General features: G+C 68.1%; 15 protein-coding genes and 2 rRNA genes. 7 read left to right on the top strand and 10 right to left on the bottom strand.

Annotated features, from left to right (window positions below):
• Positions 1-58: 58 nt before the first annotated feature.
• On the bottom strand, positions 59-2,878 hold the full coding sequence (secA, locus tag OG828_RS30040; RefSeq protein WP_328363528.1) for a preprotein translocase subunit SecA: 2,820 nt from the start codon (positions 2,876-2,878) through the stop codon (positions 59-61).
• Positions 2,879-3,157: 279 nt separating this feature from the next.
• Between secA and OG828_RS30035 the strand changes: the two genes are divergently transcribed.
• Positions 3,158-3,742, top strand: a complete 585-nt coding sequence (locus OG828_RS30035; protein ID WP_328502883.1) for a GNAT family N-acetyltransferase — start codon at positions 3,158-3,160, stop codon at positions 3,740-3,742.
• A 626-nt stretch (positions 3,743-4,368) separates the two neighbouring features.
• Positions 4,369-5,571: a winged helix-turn-helix domain-containing protein gene (locus OG828_RS30030; protein WP_328502882.1), complete on the top strand. Its 1,203-nt coding sequence runs from the start codon at positions 4,369-4,371 to the stop codon at positions 5,569-5,571.
• A gap of 3 nt (positions 5,572-5,574) precedes the next feature.
• Here the strand turns inward: OG828_RS30030 and OG828_RS30025 are convergent, their stop codons facing one another.
• From OG828_RS30025 to mtnA, 7 genes are all read right to left on the bottom strand, one after another.
• A complete protein-coding gene (locus OG828_RS30025; RefSeq protein ID WP_210580213.1) occupies positions 5,575-6,321 on the bottom strand; it encodes a response regulator in 747 nt (248 codons plus the stop codon).
• A gap of 202 nt (positions 6,322-6,523) precedes the next feature.
• On the bottom strand, positions 6,524-7,216 hold the full coding sequence (gene hpf / locus OG828_RS30020; RefSeq protein ID WP_374104737.1) for a ribosome hibernation-promoting factor, HPF/YfiA family: 693 nt from the start codon (positions 7,214-7,216) through the stop codon (positions 6,524-6,526).
• 306 nt (positions 7,217-7,522) lie between these two features.
• Positions 7,523-8,440: a ComF family protein gene (locus OG828_RS30015; RefSeq protein ID WP_328502881.1), complete on the bottom strand. Its 918-nt coding sequence runs from the start codon at positions 8,438-8,440 to the stop codon at positions 7,523-7,525.
• Positions 8,441-8,611: 171 nt separating this feature from the next.
• Positions 8,612-10,441, bottom strand: coding sequence for an LpqB family beta-propeller domain-containing protein (locus OG828_RS30010; RefSeq protein ID WP_328502880.1), 1,830 nt, complete (start codon positions 10,439-10,441; stop codon positions 8,612-8,614).
• Positions 10,431-12,497 carry an MtrAB system histidine kinase MtrB gene (gene mtrB / locus OG828_RS30005; RefSeq protein WP_328502879.1) on the bottom strand — a complete coding sequence of 689 codons (2,067 nt, stop codon included), beginning with the start codon at positions 12,495-12,497 and terminating at the stop codon, positions 10,431-10,433. Before mtrB ends, OG828_RS30010 begins: the two co-directional genes overlap by 11 nt.
• Before the next feature lies 1 nt (position 12,498).
• Complete coding sequence (gene mtrA, locus OG828_RS30000) at positions 12,499-13,188, bottom strand: two-component system response regulator MtrA (protein ID WP_015659998.1); 690 nt, start codon at positions 13,186-13,188, stop codon at positions 12,499-12,501.
• A gap of 165 nt (positions 13,189-13,353) precedes the next feature.
• Positions 13,354-14,502, bottom strand: a complete 1,149-nt coding sequence (gene mtnA, locus OG828_RS29995; protein ID WP_328502878.1) for an S-methyl-5-thioribose-1-phosphate isomerase — start codon at positions 14,500-14,502, stop codon at positions 13,354-13,356.
• A 141-nt stretch (positions 14,503-14,643) separates the two neighbouring features.
• Here mtnA and OG828_RS29990 point away from each other — a divergent pair, with 141 nt between their 5' ends.
• From OG828_RS29990 to OG828_RS29970, 5 genes are read left to right on the top strand one after another with little or no spacing between them, the layout of a single operon-like run.
• The gene (locus OG828_RS29990) at positions 14,644-15,999 is read left to right on the top strand and encodes a glycerophosphoryl diester phosphodiesterase membrane domain-containing protein (RefSeq protein ID WP_328502877.1); all 1,356 of its coding nucleotides are present in this window, start codon (positions 14,644-14,646) and stop codon (positions 15,997-15,999) included.
• 4 nt (positions 16,000-16,003) lie between these two features.
• Positions 16,004-16,774, top strand: a complete 771-nt coding sequence (locus OG828_RS29985; RefSeq protein WP_443062444.1) for a DUF4129 domain-containing protein — start codon at positions 16,004-16,006, stop codon at positions 16,772-16,774.
• Positions 16,771-17,967: a DUF4350 domain-containing protein gene (locus tag OG828_RS29980; RefSeq protein WP_328440316.1), complete on the top strand. Its 1,197-nt coding sequence runs from the start codon at positions 16,771-16,773 to the stop codon at positions 17,965-17,967. The genes OG828_RS29985 and OG828_RS29980 overlap by 4 nt, the downstream gene beginning before the upstream one ends.
• The gene (locus OG828_RS29975) at positions 17,967-18,956 is read left to right on the top strand and encodes an AAA family ATPase (RefSeq protein ID WP_328372285.1); all 990 of its coding nucleotides are present in this window, start codon (positions 17,967-17,969) and stop codon (positions 18,954-18,956) included. Before OG828_RS29980 ends, OG828_RS29975 begins: the two co-directional genes overlap by 1 nt.
• The gene (locus OG828_RS29970; RefSeq protein ID WP_328502876.1) at positions 18,956-20,266 is read left to right on the top strand and encodes a DUF58 domain-containing protein; all 1,311 of its coding nucleotides are present in this window, start codon (positions 18,956-18,958) and stop codon (positions 20,264-20,266) included. Before OG828_RS29975 ends, OG828_RS29970 begins: the two co-directional genes overlap by 1 nt.
• A gap of 82 nt (positions 20,267-20,348) precedes the next feature.
• On the opposite strand, the gene rrf is transcribed toward OG828_RS29970, so the two are convergent.
• A 5S ribosomal RNA gene (gene rrf / locus OG828_RS29965) occupies positions 20,349-20,465 on the bottom strand.
• Between the two features lie 70 nt (positions 20,466-20,535).
• Positions 20,536-23,657: ribosomal RNA gene (locus OG828_RS29960) — 23S ribosomal RNA — on the bottom strand.
• Positions 23,658-23,716 lie beyond the last annotated feature (59 nt).

The following is a 23,716-nucleotide window of genomic DNA, read 5'->3' as shown; positions in this document are numbered from 1 at the left end:
ACTCCGCCTCGCTCATGGAGCAGCCATCACAGCCGCTGCCACTCTCGCGAAGCGCCCGTCACTTCTTGCGGCGCCGCCCGCCCCGCGCCTGCTTGCGGCGCTCCGCGCGGGTGAGGCCGTCGGACTCGGAACGCGCCCCGGCGGTCTCCTCCTCGCTGGCGAACTCGCCCTCCACGGTGCCGCCTTCGCCGTCCACGGTCGGCGCGGTGAAGTGCAGATTGCGCCGCTGCGGAGCCTCCAGGCCCTTGGCGCGGATCTCGGGGCGGGACCCCGCCTGCGCCGGCACCGCGTCCTGCTTCTGCAGGGTCGGCTGCTTGGCGTCCTCGACCGGGACCTCCTCGACCTGCTGCTCGACCTGGACCTCCAGGTTGAACAGGTAGCCGACGGACTCCTCCTTGATGCCCTCCATCATGGCGGTGAACATGTCGAAGCCCTCGCGCTGGTACTCGACCAGCGGGTCCTTCTGCGCCATCGCGCGCAGGCCGATGCCCTCCTGGAGGTAGTCCATCTCGTAGAGGTGCTCGCGCCACTTGCGGTCCAGGACCGACAGCACGACCCGGCGCTCCAGCTCACGCATGATCTCGGAGCCGAGCTGAGCCTCACGCGACTCGTACTGCTCGCGGATGTCGTCCTTGATGGAGTCGGCGAGGAACTCGGCGGTGAGGCCGGCCCGGTCGCCGGCCGCCTCCTCCAGCTCCTCGATGGTGACCTTCACCGGGTAGAGCTGCTTGAAGGCGCCCCACAGCCGGTCCAGGTCCCACTCCTCGGCGAAGCCCTCGGCGGTCTCGGCCTGGACGTACGCGTCGATCGTGTCGTCCATGAAGTGCTGGATCTGCTCGTGCAGGTCCTCGCCCTCCAGGACGCGGCGGCGCTCGCCGTAGATGACCTCGCGCTGCCGGTTGAGGACCTCGTCGTACTTCAGGACGTTCTTACGGGTCTCGAAGTTCTGCTGCTCGACCTGCGACTGGGCCGACGCGATCGCGCGCGTGACCATCTTGTTCTCGATCGGCACATCGTCCGGGACGTTGGCCATCGACATCACGCGCTCGACCATCTGGGCCTTGAACAGGCGCATCAGGTCGTCGCCGAGCGACAGGTAGAAGCGGGACTCACCGGGGTCGCCCTGACGGCCGGAACGACCGCGCAGCTGGTTGTCGATCCGACGCGACTCATGCCGCTCGGTGCCCAGGACGTAGAGCCCGCCGAGTTCCTTGACCTCCTCGAACTCGGCCTTCACCGCCTTCTCGGCCCGCTCCAGGGCGGCGGGCAGCGCGGCGGCCCACTCCTCGATGTGCTCCTCGGGGTCGAGGCCGCGCTGGCGCAGCTCGGCCTCGGCGAGGTCGTCGGGGTTGCCGCCGAGCTTGATGTCCGTACCACGGCCGGCCATGTTGGTGGCGACCGTCACGGCGCCCTTGCGGCCGGCCTGGGCGACGATCGACGCCTCCCGGTCGTGCTGCTTGGCGTTCAGCACTTCGTGCTGGATGCCGCGCTTGGAGAGCTGCTGCGAGAGGTATTCGGACTTCTCGACCGACGTCGTACCGACGAGGATCGGCTGGCCCTTCTCGTGCTTCTCGGCGATGTCGTCGACGACCGCGTCGAACTTCGCGACCTCGGTGCGGTAGATCAGGTCCGACTGGTCCGCGCGCACCATCGGCCGGTTGGTCGGGATGGGGACCACGCCGAGCTTGTAGATCTGGTGGAACTCGGCGGCCTCGGTCATCGCCGTACCGGTCATGCCGGAGAGCTTGTCGTAGAGACGGAAGAAGTTCTGGAGGGTGATCGTGGCGAGCGTCTGGTTCTCGTCCTTGATGTCCACCCCTTCCTTCGCCTCGATCGCCTGGTGCATGCCCTCGTTGTAACGGCGGCCGGCGAGGATACGGCCGGTGTGCTCGTCGACGATCATGACCTCGCCGTCGATGACGACGTAGTCCTTGTCCTTCTTGAAGAGCTCCTTCGCCTTGATCGCGTTGTTCAGGTAGCCCACCAGCGGCGTGTTCACCGACTCGTAGAGGTTGTCGATGCCCAGCCAGTCCTCGACCTTGCTGACACCGGACTCGTGGATGGCGACCGTGCGCTTCTTCTCGTCGACGTCGTAGTCGCCGGTCTCCTCGATGCCCTTGAGGGGGTTGCCCGCCTCGCCGCGCTTGAGGCGCGTGACCAGCTTGGCGAAGTCGCCGTACCACTTGGTGGCCTGGTCGGCCGGGCCGGAGATGATCAGCGGCGTACGGGCCTCGTCGATGAGGATGGAGTCGACCTCGTCGACGATGGCGAAGTTGTGGCCGCGCTGGACGAGTTCGTCCTTGGACCACGCCATGTTGTCGCGCAGGTAGTCGAAGCCGAACTCGTTGTTCGTGCCGTACGTGATGTCGCAGCCGTACTGCTCGCGGCGCTGGGCCGGCGTCATGTTGGCGAGGATGCAGCCGACGGACAGGCCCAGGAACCGGTGGATGCGGCCCATCATCTCGGAGTCGCGCTCGGCCAGGTAGTCGTTGACCGTGATGATGTGGACGCCGTCTCCGGAGAGGGCGTTCAGATACGCGGGCAGGGTGCCGACCAGGGTCTTGCCCTCACCGGTCTTCATCTCGGCCACGTAGCCCCAGTGCAGGGCCGCGCCGCCCATCATCTGCACGTCGTAGTGGCGCTGGCCGAGGACGCGCTTGGCGGCCTCCCGCACGGTGGCGAACGCCTCGGGCAACAGGTCGTCCAGGCTCTCACCATCGGCATACCGCTGCTTGTACTCATCGGTGAGGGCCCGCAGCTCGGCGTCGGAGAGGTCGACGAAGTCCTCTTCGATGGAGTTGACCTGGTCCGCGATGCGGTGCAGCTTGCGCAGGATTTTGCCTTCGCCTGCACGCATGATCTTCGAGAGGACGGACACGGGGGTTGGTCTCCTTGCCGGTCGGGCCTGGGACGGTCGGTTTCATTTGACTTGACTGAGCAACGGCCATCGTATGCGAGGACCCCGGCACGCCGGGAGGCCTGCCGTGACTGCGACTGTCCGCTGCTGCACAACTCTTCAATACTCTTCAATAGGGGACAACGGCCGGGGCCCACGGATGGTGCCGCGTCGCGCCGACGAATTGCGCGAACTGTGATCGCCTGCTCACGCACCGCGAAAAGATGGCGTCTTCGTCGAGACTCCGACCAGAATCACCGGATGGAACCCGCCACGCTGACCACCGGCCGTCTCGTCCTGCGCACGGTCGGTCCGCAGGACACGGACGCCGTGTTCGCCGCCGCCCAGGACCCCGAGATCCAGCGCTGGACCACGATCCCCTCGCCCTACCTCCCCGAACACGCCGAGAGCTTCACGGAACACCTCGCTCCGGACGGCTGGGCGAACGGTTCCATGTTCACCTTCGGCGCCTTCCTCCCCGAAGGGGAGTTGGTCGGCATGCTCAGCATCACCATCCGCTCCCTGGGCGTGGCCGAGATCGGTTACTGGGCCACAAAGCACCACCGCGGCAACGGCTACATCACCGAGGCCACCCTCACCGCCGCCCGCTGGGCCTTCACCCATGTCTCCGTCGACCGCATCGAGTGGCGAGCCGAAGTAGGCAACACAGCCTCCCGCGCCGTCGCCGAACGCGCCGGCTTCACCATCGAAGGCACCCTCCGCTCCGCCCTCAACAACAAGGGCGTACGCCGAGACTGCTGGATCGGCTCCCTACTCCCCTCAGACCTGGGCCTCCCCTCAACAGCCCCCTACCTACCAACACCCCCCACCCCACCCACCCACTGACGACGACACCCCCACCGCCCAACACCATCCACCCCACCCGGCATCCGGGCACGAGAACAACCCCCTACCCACGCACCCGCCGGGCCAACTCACTCCTCGGGACCGGTCGCCGCCATCCAGCCGCTCCGGTCCCTCCCCACGCCGATCCGCATCATCCAGCACCTCCGCATTTGACGACGAGAACGGCCATGCCAACCCCCACCCACCCACTGGGGGCGCCTCACCTCTCGACACCAGTCCACGCATTCCAGCCCGCCCGGCGCTTGAGGACGAGAACGGCCATCCCCAACCCCCACCCACCCACTGGGGGCGCCCCACTTCCCGGCACCAGTCCACGCATTCCAGCCCGCCCGGCGTTTGACGACGAGAACGGCCATCCCCAACCCCCACCCACCCACTGGGGGCGCCTCACCTCTGGGCGCCGGTCCGCGCTTTCAGCCCGTCCGGCGTTTGAGGACGAGGCCGTTCAGGCCGAAGCGGGGGTCTGGGGGCGCAGCCACCAGGGATGGGACGGGTAGGGGCGGCGGGGGCGAAACACCGCGAGGCCCGCACCCACGCCGGGCACCCACACAACAAACCGGCAGCTCACACCCCACTGTCAGACCCAACCCCTATCGTGCGGAACCATGACGACCCTCCCGCGCCCGAGCACGGAACTCTCCGCAGACGACGCCCGCCGCCTCGCCCTCCGCGCCCAGGGCTTCATCGGCGCCCCCGACCGCCGCTCCGGCGTCCGCGGCCTCCTCCGCCACCTCGGCGCGGTCCAACTCGACACCATCTCGGTCCTGGCCCGCTCCCACGAACTCATCCCGTACGCCCGCCTGGGCGCGGTGAGCCGCAAAACCATCGAGAGCGCCTACTGGACGCCCGCATCCGACACCGCCCGTCCAGCACAACCGCACGCCTTCGAATACTGGTCCCACGCCGCCTGCATACTCCCCATCGAGGAGTGGCCCCACTTCGCCTTCCGCCGCCGCGCCTACCGCAACCGCCCGCACTGGAACCACGAACTCCCGGACGGCACCTACGACCAGGTGATCAAGCAGCTGCAAGCGGAAGGCCCCCTCACCGCCACGGAGTTGGGCGGCGCGAAGAGGACCAGCGAGTGGTGGGACTGGTCCGGCGCCAAGGTCGCCGTGGAGCGCGCCCTGATGCACGGCGAGGTGGTCTGCGTGTCACGCCGCGGCTGGAAGCGTGTCTACGACCTGGCCGAACGCGCGATCCCGGACACCCTGCTGCACGACGACCTCGACGACACCGAGTGCCTCCGCAGACTGGTCCGCCTCGCCGGCCAGTCCCTGGGCGTCGGCACCCGCGCGGACATCGCCGACTACCACCGCCTCAAGGGCGACCAGGTCGATGCGGTGATCGCCGAGTCGGGCCTGGTCCCGGTCACGGTCGAGGGCTGGGGCAAACCGGCCTGGGCCGACCCGGCGGCCCTGGAGACCCCTCCACGCAGCCGCCACCGCACCACGCTCCTGTCCCCCTTCGACTCACTGATCTGGGAACGGGCACGCACCGAGCGGATCTTCGGCTTCACCCACCGCCTGGAGGCCTACGTCCCCAAGCCGAAGCGCGTGTACGGCTATTTCGCGATGCCGGTCCTGGCAGGAGGCCGCCTCGTCGGCCGCGTCGACCCGGCCCGCGACGGCCGCACCCTGGTGGCCAAGCAGGTCACCCTGGACGGCCCGAAAGCAGTCCCGGCCGTCGCCCAGGCCCTGGCCGAGGCGGCAAGCTGGGTCGACTGCACGGACGTACGCGTGGAGCGCGTGGACGCCCCGGAACTGCGCGAGCCCCTCACAAGGGAACTCACCCGCATACTGGCGTGATCGTCAGCGGATCTCGAGGATCTTCTCCCGCATCGCATACACGACCGCTTCCATCCTGGAGTGCAGCTGCAGCTTCTCCAGGATGTTGCGCACATGGTTCTTCACGGTGTTCTCGGAGATGAACAACTCCTTGGCGATATCGCGGTTGTTCATCCCCGTGGCGACGAGCTTGAGCACTTCCAGCTCGCGGTCCGTAAGCCGCGGCGCAGGCACCAGCCGGCGCTCGTCGGTCCGCTGGATCATCGACTTGAACTCGGTCAGCAGCTTCGACGCCATGGAAGGGCTGATCTGCGACTGCCCGTCGGCCACCGCGCGAATGGCGGTGGCCACCTCGTCCGTCGAGATCTCCTTGAGGAGATAACCGGTCGCGCCCGCCTTGATGGCCTCGTAGAGATCGGCTTCCTCATCGCTGATGGTCAGCATGATGATTTTGGCACTGGGGGCCACTTCCTTGATCGAGGTGCACGCCTCGATCCCGCCCCGCTTGGGCATCCGTACGTCCATCAGGACGATGTCCGGCAGCAGATCGGCGGCCTTGTCGACGGCCTCCGCGCCGTCACCCGCCTCCCCGACGACCTGGATGTCCTCCTCGGCCGCGAGCACGATCTCCAGACCACGACGGAAGAGAGCGTGGTCGTCCACGACCAGGACGCGGATCGGCTCCTTACGTGGTGAGCCCGTGTCCGGGCCCATGCCGGCGACGCCGTCGTCGGCGTCTCCGTCATGCATCGGTCCGAAGCTGTCCGCCATCGTTCCTCCCCCTGAAGGCTGTGGCTGGTCCTGTGCCATCGCCAACCCAAGGCAACGGCCCACCGGTTGGGCCGGTCCGGCCATGATTCCATGCCCGGACGACACTGAGGTGACAGAGCGGGGCGCGAAGTGGTCGCACGCGGGTGCCCCTGGGGGCGCATACACGCTCCAGGGGCACCGTCAGATGTGCCGGCCGGATGGGTCAGCCACCCAGCGTGCCGCCTGCCGCGGGGGACTGCGCCTGGGCCACCATCGGGTCGGTGTTGAGGTGGATGACGCCGTAGTCGTATGCGTGCCGCCGGTAGACGACGCTCGGCTCCTTCGTCTCGGAGTCGACGAACAGATAGAAGTCGTGCCCGACCAGTTCCATCTCGTAGAGGGCCTGGTCGAGGGTCATCGGAGAGGCGACGTGGGTCTTCTCGCGGACTACGAGGGGGCCTTCACCCTTCACTTCCAGCGAGCCGATCTTCTTGACGGGCACGCCGTCCGAGTCTTCGTCGTGGACGGTGTGGCCGTTCCCGTTGAGCGTCGCCGCGCCCGGAACGTGGTCGGGGACCTCGGCTGCCGTGAGCCGTCGCGCGCCCCGACGTGTGTGGCGCTTGTCGTGCTGCTTGCGCAGCCGGGCATCCAGCTTCTCCGCCGCCAGGTCGAGTGCCGCATACGGATCGCTGGCCGCCGCCTCCGCCCGGATCACCGGACCGCGGGAGCGGAGCGTGATCTCCACTCGATCCGATCGGTCGGCCTGTCGCGGGTTCGGCTCCTTGGACACCTCGACGTCGAGGCTGATCACCTTGCCATCGAGCTTCTGGATCTTCTCCAGCTTCAGCTTCTCGGCCACGTGCTTGCGGAACCGCTCGGGCACCTCGGTCTTGCGGCCCTTGACGACGATGTCCACGCAGAACTCCGTTCCCGGATCGCTCCGCTTCAGTGGCGGAGCATCTCCCTCTTGCATCAGGCTCCGGTGAGGCCGGAACCTCGGACTCGGTGACGTTCACCTCCTCCTCCCCCGCGGGCAAGATCTCCACCCCGCCGGCCCGGTGATTGCGCAAAACCCGCGGCACGGCATTCGATATGCGAGGTATGGCCTGGGCCTTTCCCTCACAACCGAACATATCTCGCCTGGACGGATGTCGTCACCCTCTACCGCGGCGTACCTCCACTCAGGTGAATTGCTCCTCTCATAACCTGCAACGATGCGCGTTCACAGCCAGTTCCGGTTTATTTCGAAAGAATCCGGCGAGGCCGCGACCACAGCTGCGCAGACCTTGTCACCGGCCCGGCGCGGGCCCGCCATTCCTGGCACTCCGTGCCTTCGGTCCACTGCCTCGTCCATTGATCCAGTCCTTCGTTCCTCTGTCCTTTCCCGAGGCGCCGCGGCATACACCGCCGTAGTCCTTCTTGTGTACGTTTCCGGCCCCTCTGCCCCGCTGTACCCAGCCGTTACGTCTGTACGTCCGCATGCGGCCACTGCCGCTGCCGCCGCCCGCACGGCTCGCGCCGCCTCCGTCAGGGAGGCGCCCGTCGTCATCAGGTCGTCGACGAGCACGACCGGGCCCGCGGTGAGCAGACCTGCCCCTGCGGACGCCACCGCCAGCGCGCCCGCGAGATTGTCCAGCCGCTGCCGGGAGTTGAGCCCCGCCTGGTCGGCCACGGCCCTTCGCTGCCGCAGCACGGCGACCACCCGCGCCGGCACTCCGCCCCGCCGCAACTCCCCCGCGGCGGCGAGTGCGATCCGCCGAGCCGGATCATGCCCCCGAGCCCGCACCGCCCCACGCGCGGAGGGCACGGGAACAAGCAGCACAGGCCGGCTGTCCGATGCCTGGTCGCTGGTCAGCCCCGCCCGCACAGCCCCTGCCAAGGCCATGCCCAACGGTGCCGTGAGCGCCAGCGCGCCCCGTTCCTTGTGAGCGAGCAGCACCGCACGCACCTCGTCCGCGTACCGGGCGGCCGCGTGCACGGTCGGCAGCCCGGGCGGCTCCGGCACCGGCCGCACCCGGCGCGGTACGGCCCCGCTCAGCGCCGTACGGCACTCCGGGCAGAGCACCGTACGAGGCCGACCGCAGCCTCCGCACTCGGCCGGCAGCACCAGGTCGGTGAGGTCCTGCCACCACCCCCGCATGCCCACCACTGTGCCAACACCCGCGCCACGCGGCCACCCCTGTGGATAACGCGCTGTGGATAACTGCGGACGCCGACTGGACGGCCGTATCGCGGAACCGTGCGCAGCACCGGAGCATGCGGCCGCAGCATCGGAGAGCGCGCGGAGGGAGAACCGCAGCGCCCCGAAGCCTCACCCCGGATAAACCGGCGCCGAGCCCTCCGCGATCACCTTCTGCCACTGGGCCCCGGTCGGCAGGCGCACGATCCCGTCCTCCGAGTACGCCACGAGCGGCAGCCGCTCGTCCTCGGACGCGGCGATCTCCTTCACGCCGGTCAGAGCGGCGGGCGCCGGCCCTTCAGGGGTGGAGCCGTCGACGGCGGCATACCGCATCTGCTGCACGCCGCCCTCCTCGCGCCCGACGACCACCAGTCGGCTGTCGCCGGCCCACGACATGGCGGTGATCTCTTCCAACTCCGGTGCCGCGGAATGCAGTCCGGAGACCGAGACGGCCTGGCTCTCGCCCACCTTCCCGCTCCGCTCGATCCGCCCGATGAGCAGGGACTGCTTGCCGCCCTTGTCGACGACGAGCGCGATCCGCACCCCGTCGGAGGCCACGCGGACGGATTCGATACGGCCGCCCAGCTCCGGCGTGTTCACCACGATCGGCTCGCCCGCGCCGTCCTCCAGCATCAGCAGCCTGGAGTTGTCGGGGTTCTGGTCGGCCACCCACAGATCGCCCTGGCTGTCCCAGCTCGGCGTCGTCAAGCGGTCCTCCACCGAGCCGCCCGCGCTGCGCAGCACGGCCTCCCCGAGGGAACCGCTCGCCACCATCGATCCGACGTACAAGGACTTGCCGTCCGCGGATACGGCGGCCGCCCTGCTCTCGTCGCGGGCGACCGCCACCGACCGCAGCTCTACGTCACCCTCGCCCAGCGCACCCGGCACCGCTTCGGATTGCTTGTCGCTGCTGTCGGCCGCCATCCGCACGAGCCGCTTCTTGCCGTCGACGAAGTACAGGTACTCGGTACGCCTCACCTCACCGCGCGCGGCGACCCCGTCGGCGCTGTCCTCGGTCAGCGTGCACAGCTGGGTGTCGCCCGACTTCAGCTCGACCTCGTCGACGGCGGGAGTCAGGTTCTGCAGGGTGAAGAGGATCTGGGTCGCCATCTCGTTGCACGTGCTCGTCCCGACCCGTGCGGCCTTCTCGTTCAACGGCACGGTCAGCTTGTTCTGGTCGTCCGGCGTCAACGGCGTGGTGCCCTTCAGCGCCGTACCGGTCGGGAAGCTCGACCTGACGACCGGCTTGAGCCACCTGGTGGGCCCGTTGAGCAGGGAGCGCACCATCTGCGTCATCGGGTCGACATGCCGTCGTACGTACACCGGATCCGCGACCGCCGCAGGCTGCTGCACGACCGTCCCGGCCGCGGTGTTCGAGGCGAGGAAGTACTTGTCGACGGACATGTAGTTGCGCTGGAAGTCCGACCTGCCCATGACGACGCCCGGCGGCAGGCCGTCGATGCGCCACTGCTTGGTCTTCTCCTCCCGCACGAGGTACACCGTCTGGCTGTAGTTCCCGCGCGCGGGCTCATACGCCTGCTGTCTGTCCACCGCGGCGACCTTGGTACCGGTGAGCGTGAAGGAGAAGTAGTCACTGTCGTCGCGGGGCCCCGGGTCGGGCGTGGTGTCGGGCGCGCTCGCGAGCACCGTCGTGGACATCTCCGGCTGCCACGTCTTGGCGGCCCTTGCGGTCAGGTACTTGCGCGCCGTCTCATAGCGCGGATCGTCGCTGGTCAGCGCCTCCATGAAGCCGTCCACGATCTGCTGGGGCTGAGCGCCCTCGGAGGGCGGCATCGCGAAGACCCGCACTTGTGTGTCCTGGCGGGGTGTGGATTCGACGCCGCGCAGATCCCCGCTGTCGGGCATCGAGGCGCATCCGGCCAGCAGTACGCCGCCACAGACGGCGTACGCCACCGCGCGCACCGGTCGACGCCGCGCGCCCCCCTCGCGGTCAGCGCCCACGAAATGCCTCCCCTTGCTGTTCCACGTCCTGCGACCCGGCATCCGCACGGTCCGAGGACACGCCGCGCGGCCCGTCCGCAGCCGGCGTGTCGTCCTGTCGTCGGGTGCCTGAAGTCGGCCGGGGCACCACGCGCGCGCCGTTGCCGGGCAGCGCCGTCGGGTCCGCCGTCGGCGCCACGGAGGCCATCCGCGGTGTGATCGACATTGACGCCCCCTGCTCGCCCGCCGGCTGCGCCGGCACGGTCGCGCTCTTCTCGGCACCGCCGTGCGGCAGTCCGGCGTCGTCAAGTCCGCGATTGCGTCGCGAGTCCTTCGGCTCCAGCGGTATCGGGGAGCCCCGCAGCGGCTCGTCCGCGGTCCTCGGCAGCGTCAGCCGGAACTGCGAGCCGCCGCCCGGCTCACCCCATGCCTGCAACCAGCCCCCGTGCAGCCGCGCGTCCTCCAGGGCGATCGACAGCCCCAGCCCCGTACCACCGGTGGTACGCGCGCGTGCCGGGTCGGCCCGCCAGAACCGGCTGAACACGCGAGTCGCCTCGCCGGGCTTGAGCCCGACTCCGTAGTCACGCACCGCGACAGCGACCGCCCCGCCCGCCGCGGCGAGCTTGACGATGACGTCCTTGCCCTCGCCGTGCTCCACGGCGTTGACGATGAGGTTGCGCAGGACACGCTCCACCCGCCTGGCGTCCGCCTCCGCGACGACGGGCTGCTGGTCGCCGACGACCCGTATGTGTGTGCCCTTGCGCTCCGCGAGCGGCTCGGCACCGCTGACGACCCGCCGTACGACCTCCCTGAGGTCTATCGGCTCGGCCTCCAGCGCCGCCGCGCCCGCGTCGAAGCGGCTGATCTCCAGCAGATCCGCGAGCAGCGACTCGAACCGGTCCAACTGGTCGGCCAGCAGCTCCGCCGATCGCGCGGTCACGGGGTCGAAGTCCTCCCGCGCCTCGTGGATCACGTCGGCGGCCATCCGCACGGTCGTCAGCGGCGTCCGCAGCTCGTGCGAGACATCGGACACGAACCGCCGCTGCATCCGCGACAGGTCCTCCAGCTGCTGGATCTTCAGCTGCAGGTTCTGCGCCATCTTGTTGAAGGCCTCGCCGAGCCGCGCGATGTCGTCCTCGCCGGTGACCTTCATACGTTCCTGCAGGCGCCCCGCGGACAGCCGCTCTGCGATGCCCGCGGCCATCCGAACGGGGGTGACGACCTGGCGTACCACCAGCCAGGCAATGGCCCCGAGGAGAACGACCACGAACAGCCCGGCCGTCGCCAGCGTCCCCTTGACCAGGCTCAGCGACTTCTCCTCCTGCGTCAGCGGGAAGAGGTAGTACAGCTGGTACGGGTCGCGGTTCGGGTCGTCGACCTGCTTGCCGATGACCAGGGCCGGCTGGGACTCCTTGTCGGTGTTGTAGATGATGCGGGTGTAACTCTGGGCCGCCGCGGGGCTGGTGTCGACGCGTTCACGCAGTTCCTCGGGCACGCTGGCGAACGGGTCGACGTAACCCGAGGCGCGCGGTCCGCGCCCACCGCCGGTGTCGTTACCCGCCGGGAGCGTGACGACGTCGAAGGCGCCCTGGCCGCCGCTGGACAGCGAGGACACCAGATCGCTCATCCATTCGATGACGTTCTGCGCGGGACGGCCGTCCGCCGTGGTGGCGTCGTCCACGGTGCCGCTGGCCGTCTCCTCGGCGTTCTGCTTGGCGACCGCGAAACCACCGGTGGCCTGGCTCTGCGAGGCCTTCACCTTGGCGTCCAGCAGGCCGTTGCGCACCTGCCCGATGACGACGAAGCCGAGCAGCAGGACCACGCCCAGCGACATCAGCAGCGTCGTGACGACGACCTTGAGCTGGATGTTGCGCCGCCACAGCCGCATGACGGGCAGCAGCGGCCGACGCACCCAGCGCATGAACAGGCGCAGCACCGGGCTGCCCTGGACTCCACCCTGCAGCAGCCCGCCCTCCAGGAAACGCCCCCAGCGGGAGCCCGCAGCCTTCCGGCCGACAGGCCGCCCCGCGCGGCCCCCGGGCTTGCCGGGCGCCGAAGCGGCACTGTCCCCGGACATGTCAGCTCGGCCCGGCCTTGTAACCGACACCACGGACAGTCACCACGATCTCCGGCCGCTCCGGGTCCTTCTCGACCTTGGACCGCAGCCGCTGCACATGCACGTTGACAAGGCGCGTGTCGGCCGCGTGCCGGTAGCCCCACACCTGCTCGAGCAGAACCTCACGAGTGAACACCTGCCACGGCTTACGGGCCAGCGCCACCAGCAGATCGAACTCCAGCGGCGTCAGCGCGATCGACTGCCCGTCCCGCTTCACAGAGTGACCGGCCACATCGATGACCAGGTCACCGATGGCAAGCTGCTCGGGCGCCGGCTCTTCCGACCTCCGCAGCCGCGCCCGGATCCGGGCGACCAGCTCCTTCGGCTTGAACGGCTTCACGATGTAGTCGTCCGCGCCCGACTCCAGGCCCACGACGACATCGACCGTGTCACTCTTCGCCGTCAGCATCACGATCGGCACACCCGACTCCGCCCTGATCAGGCGGCACACCTCGATGCCGTCCCGACCGGGCAGCATCAGGTCGAGCAGCACCAGGTCGGGCTTGGTCTCACGGAAAGCAGCCAGCGCCTTGTCGCCGTCGGCCACAAAAGACGGCTCAAAACCTTCACCACGCAGCACAATGCCGAGCATCTCGGCAAGTGCGGTGTCGTCGTCGACGACAAGGACTCGTCCCTTCATAAACGACATCATCCCATTCTCGTAACATTGGCGAAGGTACTGGTGAGGCACGTCACTGGCCCGTGACGATAGTCGTATCCAACCGTCACTGTCTGCCTTGGGCCAGCGGCCCCCTTCAAGACCCGAACGTGAACGGGATCCAGACCGCCCTTCCTCACAGGATCGCAGAACATCCCGTCAACTGAGCGTGACCTCTCGAGACCTGGCACACAGCTCTGCCAGGGCCTCAGCCGTCACAGGTGAAACAGCGCCCTCCTCAGTGACGATCGCCGTCACCAGCTCGGGCGGGGTCACATCGAACGCCGGGTTGTACGCCTGTGTCCCCAGCGGCGCCACCGGAATCCCGCCTCCCGCCTCCGCTCCGGCCACCGGCACCTGGGGCGCCGTCACCTCGGTCACCTCATGGCCGGCCCGCTGCTCGACCTCGATGGACGCTCCGTCCGGCGTGTCCGGATCCACCGTCGTCACCGGCGCCACCACGATGAACGGCACATGGTGGTAGCGCGCGAGCACCGCGAGCGGATAGCTCCCCACCTTGTTCGCCACCGAACCGTCGGCCGCGATACGGTCCGCCCCGATCAGCACCGCGTCCACCTCCCCGGCCGCGAACAGCGACCCCGCCGCGTTGTCGGTCAGCAAGGTGTACGACATGCCGCTGCGCGCCGCCTCGTACGCCGTCAGCCGAGCGCCCTGCAGCAGCGGACGCGTCTCGTCCACCCACAGCCGCCGCAGTCGGCCGGACCTATGCGCGGCGAGCGCCACCGCGAACGCCGTCCCCTCACCACCCGACACCAACCGCCCGGTGTTGCAGTGTGTGAGGATCCTGTGCCCACCGCCGGGCAGCAGCTCGTCCAGCAGCGCCAGCCCCTTCTCGGCCATCCGCGCACTGGCTTCGGCGTCCTCCTGGTGCAGCGCACGCGCCGCGGCCAGCGCCGCCCGGGCGGACTGCTCCGGATCACCACTCCTGCCGAGCTCCGCCCGGTACGCGGCCTCGGCCCGGCGCACTCCGCCGGCGAGGTTCACCGCGGTGGGCCGGGCGCTCGCCAGCGCGCTCGCGGCGTCGGCCACGTCGAACCCGCGCGCGGCGGCGAGCGCGACCCCGTACGCCCCCGCGACACCCAGCAGTGGCGCCCCGCGCACGGCGAGCGAACGGATCGCCTCCACCAGCGCGGATGCATCCGTACACACCAGTTCGACCTCCTCGACCGGCAGCCTCGTCTGGTCGAGAAGGACCACCACCGGGCCTTCGGGCGGCTCTTCCCACCGGATCGCCGGTATCTCGGTCGACTGGTTGTCCTCGCCGGATTGCGCGTGCTGATCAGCCATGCGGTCAGTCTGCCCCTTACCCGGCGGACAATTGAAGGTGTCCACCCCAGACCGCGGCCGGTCACTCGTCGACCACCCCATGGCACGATGGCTGCCAACCTGCCGCCGCGACCGCGGAATGGGCACCGTGAAGGAGCGACGATGAACGACACTCCGGGCTGGGCCTCGCCCGGATCTGCCCCGTCCGACGGACAGCAGCCCGGTCCATCGGGCCCTGCCGAACCCGCCGACCGGCCCGGCCCCGAACAGCCCGCGGCCCAGCCGGGTCCGGATGCGACGGGCCCCGGCTCGAAGTGGTCCAAGGAACAGCCGCCACCTGCCCAGTGGTCGGCACCCACCGGACCGGCGACCGGCCCCGGCCAGGCCCCGCCACCGCCTCCGCCCGGCCCTGGCTGGGGCAGCCGGCCTCCCGTCAGCCCTGGCGGCTACGGAGGAGGCTACGGAGGCCCTGGCGCTCCCGGCGGATACAGCGGCTGGGGCGGCGGCTGGGGCGGTCCCCCGCCCGCGGCCAAGCCCGGCGTGATCCCGCTCCGCCCGCTCGGCGTGGGCGAGATCCTCGACGGCGCTGTCTCCACCATGCGCACCTACTGGCGCACGGTTCTGGGCATCGCGCTGACCGTCGCCGTCATCACGGAGATCATCGTCATCCTGCTCCAGGGCTTCGTCCTGAACGACCGCGCCAGCACCGAGGCCCTCAACGATCCGAGTGCCAGCCTCGACGAGCTGACCCGCGCCCTGGGCGACACCATGCTCAGCACGAGCGTCGTCTTCCTGGTCTCCCTGATCGGTACCATCGCCGCGACCGCCCTGCTCACGACCGTCACCAGCCGGGCAGTGCTCGGCAAGTCCGTGACCACCGGCGAGGCCTGGCGCGACGCCCGTCCGCAGATGCCAAAGCTGTTCGGCCTGATCTTCCTGCTGCTGCTCATCGCCTTCGGCGTGATCCTCGGCGGCGCGACGCCCGGCATCATCGTGGCCGCGGCTGGTGCCGGTGCCGCCGGTGCCGCCCTCGCCATCCTGGGCAGCCTCGCCGCGGGCGTGGTCGCCCTGTGGCTGATGATCCGCTTCTCCCTCGCCTCGCCGGCGCTGATGCTGGAGAAGCAGAGCATCGTGAAGTCGATGAGCCGCTCCGCGAAACTGGTCCGCGGCTCCTGGTGGCGCGTCTTCGGCATCCAGCTGCTCGCCACGATCATCGCGAACATCGTGGCGTCGATCGTCGTCATCCCCTTCACCTTCCTGGGTGCGGCGGTCAGCGGTGGCGGCATGAGCAACTTCCTCGACACCGGCGGCAGCGACCTCGGCTGGACCTTCCTCATCGTCAGCGGGGTCGGGGCGGTGATCGGCTCCATGATCACTTTCCCGATCACAGCCGGCGTCGCCGTGCTCCTCTACATCGACCAGCGCATCCGCCGAGAGGCCCTCGACCTCGAGCTGGCCCGCGCGGCCGGCGTACAGGACTACGGCACAGGCGCCCCCGGCCCCACCCCGGGGAGCTGATGCGGTGAGCTTGGCGGGGGGAGTCCTCACGGTCGTACCGGAGCGCGTCGCCGACATGGCCGCACGGGCGCTGCTGCGCGCCGGTGATGCCTCGGCCCTGTCGCGCTCCGACGACGAGCCGCCTTTGACCATCCCGCGCGACCCGGCGCGGGAGGCGGCTCGGCGCGAGCTGTCCAAAGGCATGTACCACGAGAACGACCCCAGCCTGTTCGAGCGGGCGCTGAACGCATTCTGGGACTGGGTCGGCAAGCTGTTCGGCGCCGCCTCTGCCGCCACTCCTGGGGGGACGCTCGGCCTGGTCGTCGTCATCCTGGTCGTCCTAGCAGCCCTGGCTGCCCTGTGGTGGCGCCTGGGCACACCGCATCGAGCACCGGTCTCCTCCGCCGCCCTGTTCGACGACCGCCCCCGCAGCGCCGCCGAGCATCGCGCCGCCGCCGAGGCACAGGCCGCACAGGGCCACTGGAACCAGGCCGTCCAAGAACGCATGCGGGCCATCGTCCGCTCCCTGGAGGAACGCGCCCTCCTCGACGTCCGCCCCGGCCGCACCGCCGACGAGGCCGCCGCGGAAGCGGGCAGCGCCCTGCCCTCCGCTGCCGACCGGCTGAGCGCAGCCGCCCGTGACTTCGACGACGTGACATACGGAGGACGCGCGGCAACCGAGCAGTCGTACCACCGCATCGCCGAACTCGACCGCAACCTGGAGCGCACCAAACCGGTGCTCGCCAGCAGCGCCCACAGCGCGGCCCAGAACGCCCGCCAGGGAGCCGCCGAATGACCGCTGAGGCCACGCTCCCGTCCACCTCGGCCTCTCCCACCACCCGTCAGGTGTGGACCCGCACGCGAGGCGTCCTGCTCGCTCTCGTGCTGCTCCTGGTCGGTGCCATCGCGATCGCCGTGATCCAGTCCGACGCCCGGCACGGCCGACTCGACCCACGCTCCGCCGACCCCTACGGCAGCCGCGCCGTCGCCGAACTGCTCGCCGACCGCGGCGTGTCCACGCGCGTGGTCACCACCACGGACGAGGCCCGCACCGCCGCCGGCCCGGACACCACCCTCCTCGTGGCCGACCCCGACTTGCTGACAGCACGTCAACAGACCCAGCTGTACGCCGCGACCGACGCCTCCGGCGGACGCAGCATCCTGGTCGCGCCCGGCAGCTGGTCCGTCGAACGGCTCGCTCCCGGCGTCATCGCCGACCCTGCCACCAGCCTCGACTCGACGCTGTCCCCCGACTGCAATCTGCCGGCGGCCCGCCGCGCAGGGAGCGCCGACACCGGCGGCATCCGCTACACGGCCCTCCAGGTCGACGCCGACGAGTGCTACCCCAGCGAGCGCCTGGCCACCCTCGTACGCGTCCCGGCGGCATCCGAGGGCGGCGACACCGTCGTCATCGGTGCGCCCGACATCCTCTTCAACGACCGCCTCGACGAGCAGGGCAACGCCTCGCTCGCCCTCCAACTCCTCGGCTCCCGCCCTCATCTGGTCTGGTACCTCCCCTCGCTCTCCGACTCCACCGCCGCCGGCACCGAGGGCGAGCGAGGCTTCTTCGACCTGCTCCCCTCGGGCTGGCTCTGGGGCACACTTCAGCTCTTCATCGCGGCAGCCCTGGCCGCTCTCTGGCGGGCACGCCGGCTCGGCCCTCTCGTGCCCGAAAATCTCCCCGTGGCGATCCGCGCCTCCGAAACCGTCGAAGGCCGCGCCCGCCTCTACCGCAAGGCCAACGCCCGCGACCGCGCGGCCGCCGCTCTCCGCTCCACCACCCGCACCCGCCTCGCCCCCCTCGTAGGCGTCCCCGTCGCCCAGGCACACGCGCCCGAAGCCCTGCTCCCCGCGTTGTCCGCCCACCTCCACGGCGACGGACAGTCCCTGCACACCCTCCTCTTCGGCCCGCCGCCCAGCGACGACGCCGCGCTCATCGCCCTCGCCGACCAACTCGACGCCCTCGAAAGAGAGGTACGCCGTCCATGATGGACCCGACCACTGACAACGCCGGGCCGACCGAGGACGCGGGCAACGCCCGAGCCGCCCTGGAGGCCCTGCGCGCCGAGATCGCCAAGGCCGTGGTCGGCCAGGATCCCGCCGTGACCGGCCTCGTCGTCGCCCTGCTCTGCCGCGGACACGTTCTCCTTGAAGGAGTCCCTGGGGTCGCCAAAACGTTGCTCGTCCGCGCCCTCGCGTCCGCACTCGAACTCGACACCAAGCGCGTCCAGTTCACCCCGGACCTCATGCCGAGCGATGTGACCGGCTCCCTCGTCTACGACACCCGCACCGCGGAGTTCTCCTTCCAGCCCGGCCCGGTCTTCACCAACCTCCTCCTCGCGGACGAGATCAACCGAACGCCCCCCAAGACCCAGTCATCTCTCCTGGAAGCCATGGAAGAACGCCAGGTCACGGTCGACGGCACCCCCCGCCCGCTCCCCGAGCCCTTCCTGGTCGCGGCGACCCAGAACCCGGTCGAGTACGAGGGCACCTACCCCCTTCCCGAGGCCCAGCTGGACCGTTTCCTCCTCAAACTCACGATCCCCCTCCCCTCTCGCCAGGACGAGATCGCCGTCCTCACCCGCCACGCCGATGGCTTCAACCCGCGTGACCTGCGCGCCGCCGGCCTGCGCCCCGTCGCCGGCCCCGCGGCTCTCGAAGCCGCGCGCGCCGCAGTCGCCAAGACCGCCGTCTCCCCCGAAATCACCGGCTACGTCGTGGACATCTGCCGCGCGACGCGCGAATCCCCGTCCCTCACCCTCGGCGTCTCCCCACGCGGCGCCACCGCCCTCCTGGCCACCTCGCGCGCGTGGGCCTGGCTGACCGGCCGTGACTACGTCATCCCCGACGACGTCAAGGCCCTCGCCCTCCCCACGCTCCGCCACCGCGTACAACTCCGCCCGGAGGCCGAAATGGAGGGCGTGACGGCGGACTCCGTCATCAACGCGATCCTCGCCCAGGTCCCGGTCCCCCGCTGATGGCCCTCACCGGACGCACAGCGCTCCTCGCAGCCCTCGGCTCGCTCCCCGTAGGCATCTGGGAACCCGGCCTCACGAGCCTCCTCGCCGTGAACGCCCCCCTGGCGCTGGCCTGCGCGTGCGACTTCGCCCTGGCGGCGCCAGTCCGACATCTGCGCCTGACCCGCTCCGGCGACACCTCCGCACGCCTGGGCGAGCAGGCCGACGTCACCCTCACGGTCACCAACCCGTCACGCCGCCTGCTCCGGGCCCGCATCCGAGACGCCTGGCCCCCCAGCAGCTGGCAACCCGGCACGGAAATCGCCGCCTCCCGCCATCGCCTCACGGTCCCCGCCGGCGAACGCCGCCGCATCACGACCCGTCTACGCCCCACCCGCCGCGGCGACCGCCAGGCAGACCGCGTCACAGTCCGCTCGTACGGCCCTCTCGGCCTCTTCGCCCGCCAGGGCACCCACAAAGTCCCTTGGACAGTCCGCGTCCTACCCCCCTTCACCAGCCGCAAGCACCTCCCCTCGAAGCTCGCCCGCCTGCGTGAACTCGACGGCCGCACCAGCGTCCTCACCCGCGGAGAAGGCACAGAATTCGACAGCCTGCGCGAGTACGTCCCCGGTGACGACACCCGCTCCATCGACTGGCGCGCCACAGCTCGCCAGACCACGGTCGCCGTACGCACCTGGCGCCCCGAACGCGACCGGCACATCCTCCTGGTCCTCGACACCGGCCGCACCTCGGCCGGCCGCGTCGGCGACGCCCCACGCCTGGACGCCTCCATGGACGCCGCCCTGCTCCTGGCCGCCCTGGCATCCCGCGCCGGCGACCGCGTCGACCTACTCGCATACGACCGCCGGGTACGCGCCCTGGTCCAGGGCCGAGCAGCAGGCGACGTCCTCCCGTCCCTGGTCAACGCGATGGCAACACTCGAACCCGAGCTTGTCGAAACCGATTCCCGAGGTCTTACGGCCACCGCGCTCAGGACGGCCCCCCGCCGCTCGCTGATCGTGCTCCTGACAACCCTCGACGCGGCCCCCGTCGAGGAGGGCCTGCTGCCCGTCCTCGCCCGCCTCACCCAGCGCCACACGGTCCTGCTGGCGTCCGTCGCAGACCCGAATATCGCCCACATGGCCACGGCACGTGGCAACACAGAAGCCATTTACGAATCCGCAGCCGCCGCCCAGGCTCAAAGTGAACGCCATCGCACAGCGGAACAACTACGACGTCATGGAGTTACGGTCGTGGACGCGACACCTGATGAGCTGGCTCCCACACTGGCCGATGCATATCTGGCGCTAAAGGCGGCTGGCCGCCTTTAGCGAGGAGGGCAGGACTCGCCTGCCTACCCCAAAACGCAATTAGGGCCCACACCAAAAGGTGTGGGCCCTAATTTTAAGTTTTGTTCGGCGGTGTCCTACTCTCCCACAGGGTCCCCCCTGCAGTACCATCGGCGCTGTAAGGCTTAGCTTCCGGGTTCGGAATGTAACCGGGCGTTTCCCTCACGCTATGACCACCGAAACACTATGAAGTTACGACCGGACACAACACGGTCGTTGCCTCAGAACTAACACAGTGGACGCGAGCAACTGAGGACAAGCCCTCGGCCTATTAGTACCGGTCACCTCCAGCGGTTACCCGCCTTCCAGATCCGGCCTATCAACCCAGTCGTCTCCTGGGAGCCTTAACCCCTCATGGGGGTGGGAACACTCATCTCGAAGCAGGCTTCCCGCTTAGATGCTTTCAGCGGTTATCCCTCCCGAACGTAGCCAACCAGCCATGCCCTTGGCAGAACAACTGGCACACCAGAGGTTCGTCCGTCCCGGTCCTCTCGTACTAGGGACAGCCCTTCTCAATGTTCCTGCGCGCGCAGCGGATAGGGACCGAACTGTCTCACGACGTTCTAAACCCAGCTCGCGTACCGCTTTAATGGGCGAACAGCCCAACCCTTGGGACCGACTCCAGCCCCAGGATGCGACGAGCCGACATCGAGGTGCCAAACCATCCCGTCGATATGGACTCTTGGGGAAGATCAGCCTGTTATCCCCGGGGTACCTTTTATCCGTTGAGCGACGGCGCTTCCACAAGCCACCGCCGGATCACTAGTCCCGACTTTCGTCCCTGCTCGACCCGTCGGTCTCACAGTCAAGCTCCCTTGTGCACTTACACTCAACACCTGATTGCCAACCAGGCTGAGGGAACCTTTGGGCGCCTCCGTTACTCTTTAGGAGGCAACCGCCCCAGTTAAACTACCCATCAGACACTGTCCCTGATCCGGATCACGGACCCAGGTTAGACATCCAGCACGACCAGACTGGTATTTCAACGACGACTCCCCCTGAACTGGCGTCCAGAGTTCACAGTCTCCCAGCTATCCTACACAAGCCGAACCGAACACCAATATCAAACTGTAGTAAAGGTCCCGGGGTCTTTCCGTCCTGCTGCGCGAAACGAGCATCTTTACTCGTAGTGCAATTTCACCGGGCCTATGGTTGAGACAGTCGAGAAGTCGTTACGCCATTCGTGCAGGTCGGAACTTACCCGACAAGGAATTTCGCTACCTTAGGATGGTTATAGTTACCACCGCCGTTTACTGGCGCTTAAGTTCTCAGCTTCGCCACCCCGAAGGATGACTAACCGGTCCCCTTAACGTTCCAGCACCGGGCAGGCGTCAGTCCGTATACATCGCCTTACGGCTTCGCACGGACCTGTGTTTTTAGTAAACAGTCGCTTCTCGCTGGTCTCTGCGGCCACCCCCAGCTCACCGAGTAAATCGGATCACCGGTGATGGCCCCCTTCTCCCGAAGTTACGGGGGCATTTTGCCGAGTTCCTTAACCATAGTTCACCCGAACGCCTCGGTATTCTCTACCTGACCACCTGAGTCGGTTTAGGGTACGGGCCGCCATAAAACTCGCTAGAGGCTTTTCTCGACAGCATAGGATCATCCACTTCACCACAATCGGCTCGGCATCAGGTCTCAGACTCCTGCCAGGCGGATTTACCTACCTGACGTCCTACACCCTTACCCCGGGACAACCACCGCCCGGGATGGACTACCTTCCTGCGTCACCCCATCACTCACCTACTACAGGTCTGGTTCGCCGGCTCCACCACTCCCCCTTGCCCGAAGGCTCCGGGGCGGCTTCACGGACTTAGCATCGCCCGGTTCAGTGTTAGACGCTTTACAGCGGGTACCGGAATATCAACCGGTTATCCATCGACTACGCCTGTCGGCCTCGCCTTAGGTCCCGACTTACCCTGGGCAGATCAGCTTGACCCAGGAACCCTTAGTCAATCGGCGCACACGTTTCCCACGTGTGAATCGCTACTCATGCCTGCATTCTCACTCGTCAACCGTCCACAACTCGCTTCCGCGGCTGCTTCACCCGGCAGACGACGCTCCCCTACCCATCCCAGCCCCCGTTGGGGGTACATGCTGGAATGACACGACTTCGGCGGTACGCTTGAGCCCCGCTACATTGTCGGCGCGGAATCACTAGACCAGTGAGCTATTACGCACTCTTTCAAGGGTGGCTGCTTCTAAGCCAACCTCCTGGTTGTCTGTGCGACTCCACATCCTTTCCCACTTAGCGTACGCTTAGGGGCCTTAGTCGATGCTCTGGGCTGTTTCCCTCTCGACCATGGAGCTTATCCCCCACAGTCTCACTGCCGCGCTCTCACTTACCGGCATTCGGAGTTTGGCTAAGGTCAGTAACCCGGTAGGGCCCATCGCCTATCCAGTGCTCTACCTCCGGCAAGAAACACACGACGCTGCACCTAAATGCATTTCGGGGAGAACCAGCTATCACGGAGTTTGATTGGCCTTTCACCCCTAACCACAGGTCATCCCCCAGGTTTTCAACCCTGGTGGGTTCGGTCCTCCACGACCTCTTACAGCCGCTTCAACCTGCCCATGGCTAGATCACTCCGCTTCGGGTCTTGAGCGCGCTACTCCACCGCCCTGTTCGGACTCGCTTTCGCTACGGCTTCCCCACACGGGTTAACCTCGCAACACACCGCAAACTCGCAGGCTCATTCTTCAAAAGGCACGCAGTCACGACTGTATGTGCAAGCACACACAGCGACGCTCCCACGGCTTGTAGGCACACGGTTTCAGGTACTATTTCACTCCGCTCCCGCGGTACTTTTCACCATTCCCTCACGGTACTATCCGCTATCGGTCACCAGGGAATATTTAGGCTTAGCGGGTGGTCCCGCCAGATTCACACGGGATTTCTCGGGCCCCGTGCTACTTGGGCGTCTCTCCAACGAGCCGCTGACGTTTCGACTACGGGGGTCTTACCCTCTACGCCGGACCTTTCGCATGTCCTTCGCCTACATCAACGGTTTCTCACTCGTCTCACGGCCGGCAGACCGTGAAAGAGAGATCCCACAACCCCGTATACGCAACCCCTGCCGGGTCTCACACGCATACGGTTTGGCCTCATCCGGTTTCGCTCGCCACTACTCCCGGAATCACGGTTGTTTTCTCTTCCTGCGGGTACTGAGATGTTTCACTTCCCCGCGTTCCCTCCACATACCCTATGTGTTCAGGTATGGGTGACAGCCCATGACGACTGCCGGGTTTCCCCATTCGGACACCCCCGGATCAAAGCCTGGTTGACGACTCCCCGGGGCCTATCGTGGCCTCCCACGTCCTTCATCGGTTCCTGGTGCCAAGGCATCCACCGTGCGCCCTTAAAAACTTGGCCACAGATGCTCGCGTCCACTGTGCAGTTCTCAAACAACGACCAGCCACCCATCACCCCAC

It is taken from the genome of Streptomyces sp. NBC_00457 (genome assembly GCF_036014015.1).
In the GTDB taxonomy this organism is placed as follows: Bacteria; Actinomycetota; Actinomycetes; order Streptomycetales; family Streptomycetaceae; genus Streptomyces.
Note: the sequence above shows the minus strand (reverse complement) of the source record. Positions and strands in the feature narration are given on the sequence as shown.

Excerpts from the sequence above, each read along its gene's own strand:
- OG828_RS30035 (WP_328502883.1), top strand. The coding sequence starts at position 3,158 with ATGGAACCCGCCACGCTGACCACCGGCCGTCTCGTCCTGCGCACGGTC.
- OG828_RS30030 (WP_328502882.1), top strand. The coding sequence starts at position 4,369 with ATGACGACCCTCCCGCGCCCGAGCACGGAACTCTCCGCAGACGACGCC.
- OG828_RS30025 (WP_210580213.1), bottom strand. The coding sequence starts at position 6,321 with ATGGCGGACAGCTTCGGACCGATGCATGACGGAGACGCCGACGACGGC.
- OG828_RS30015 (WP_328502881.1), bottom strand. The coding sequence starts at position 8,440 with ATGCGGGGGTGGTGGCAGGACCTCACCGACCTGGTGCTGCCGGCCGAG.
- mtrB (WP_328502879.1), bottom strand. The coding sequence starts at position 12,497 with ATGTCCGGGGACAGTGCCGCTTCGGCGCCCGGCAAGCCCGGGGGCCGC.
- mtrA (WP_015659998.1), bottom strand. The coding sequence starts at position 13,188 with ATGATGTCGTTTATGAAGGGACGAGTCCTTGTCGTCGACGACGACACC.
- mtnA (WP_328502878.1), bottom strand. The coding sequence starts at position 14,502 with ATGGCTGATCAGCACGCGCAATCCGGCGAGGACAACCAGTCGACCGAG.
- OG828_RS29990 (WP_328502877.1), top strand. The coding sequence starts at position 14,644 with ATGAACGACACTCCGGGCTGGGCCTCGCCCGGATCTGCCCCGTCCGAC.
- OG828_RS29980 (WP_328440316.1), top strand. The coding sequence starts at position 16,771 with ATGACCGCTGAGGCCACGCTCCCGTCCACCTCGGCCTCTCCCACCACC.
- OG828_RS29975 (WP_328372285.1), top strand. The coding sequence starts at position 17,967 with ATGGACCCGACCACTGACAACGCCGGGCCGACCGAGGACGCGGGCAAC.
- OG828_RS29970 (WP_328502876.1), top strand. The coding sequence starts at position 18,956 with ATGGCCCTCACCGGACGCACAGCGCTCCTCGCAGCCCTCGGCTCGCTC.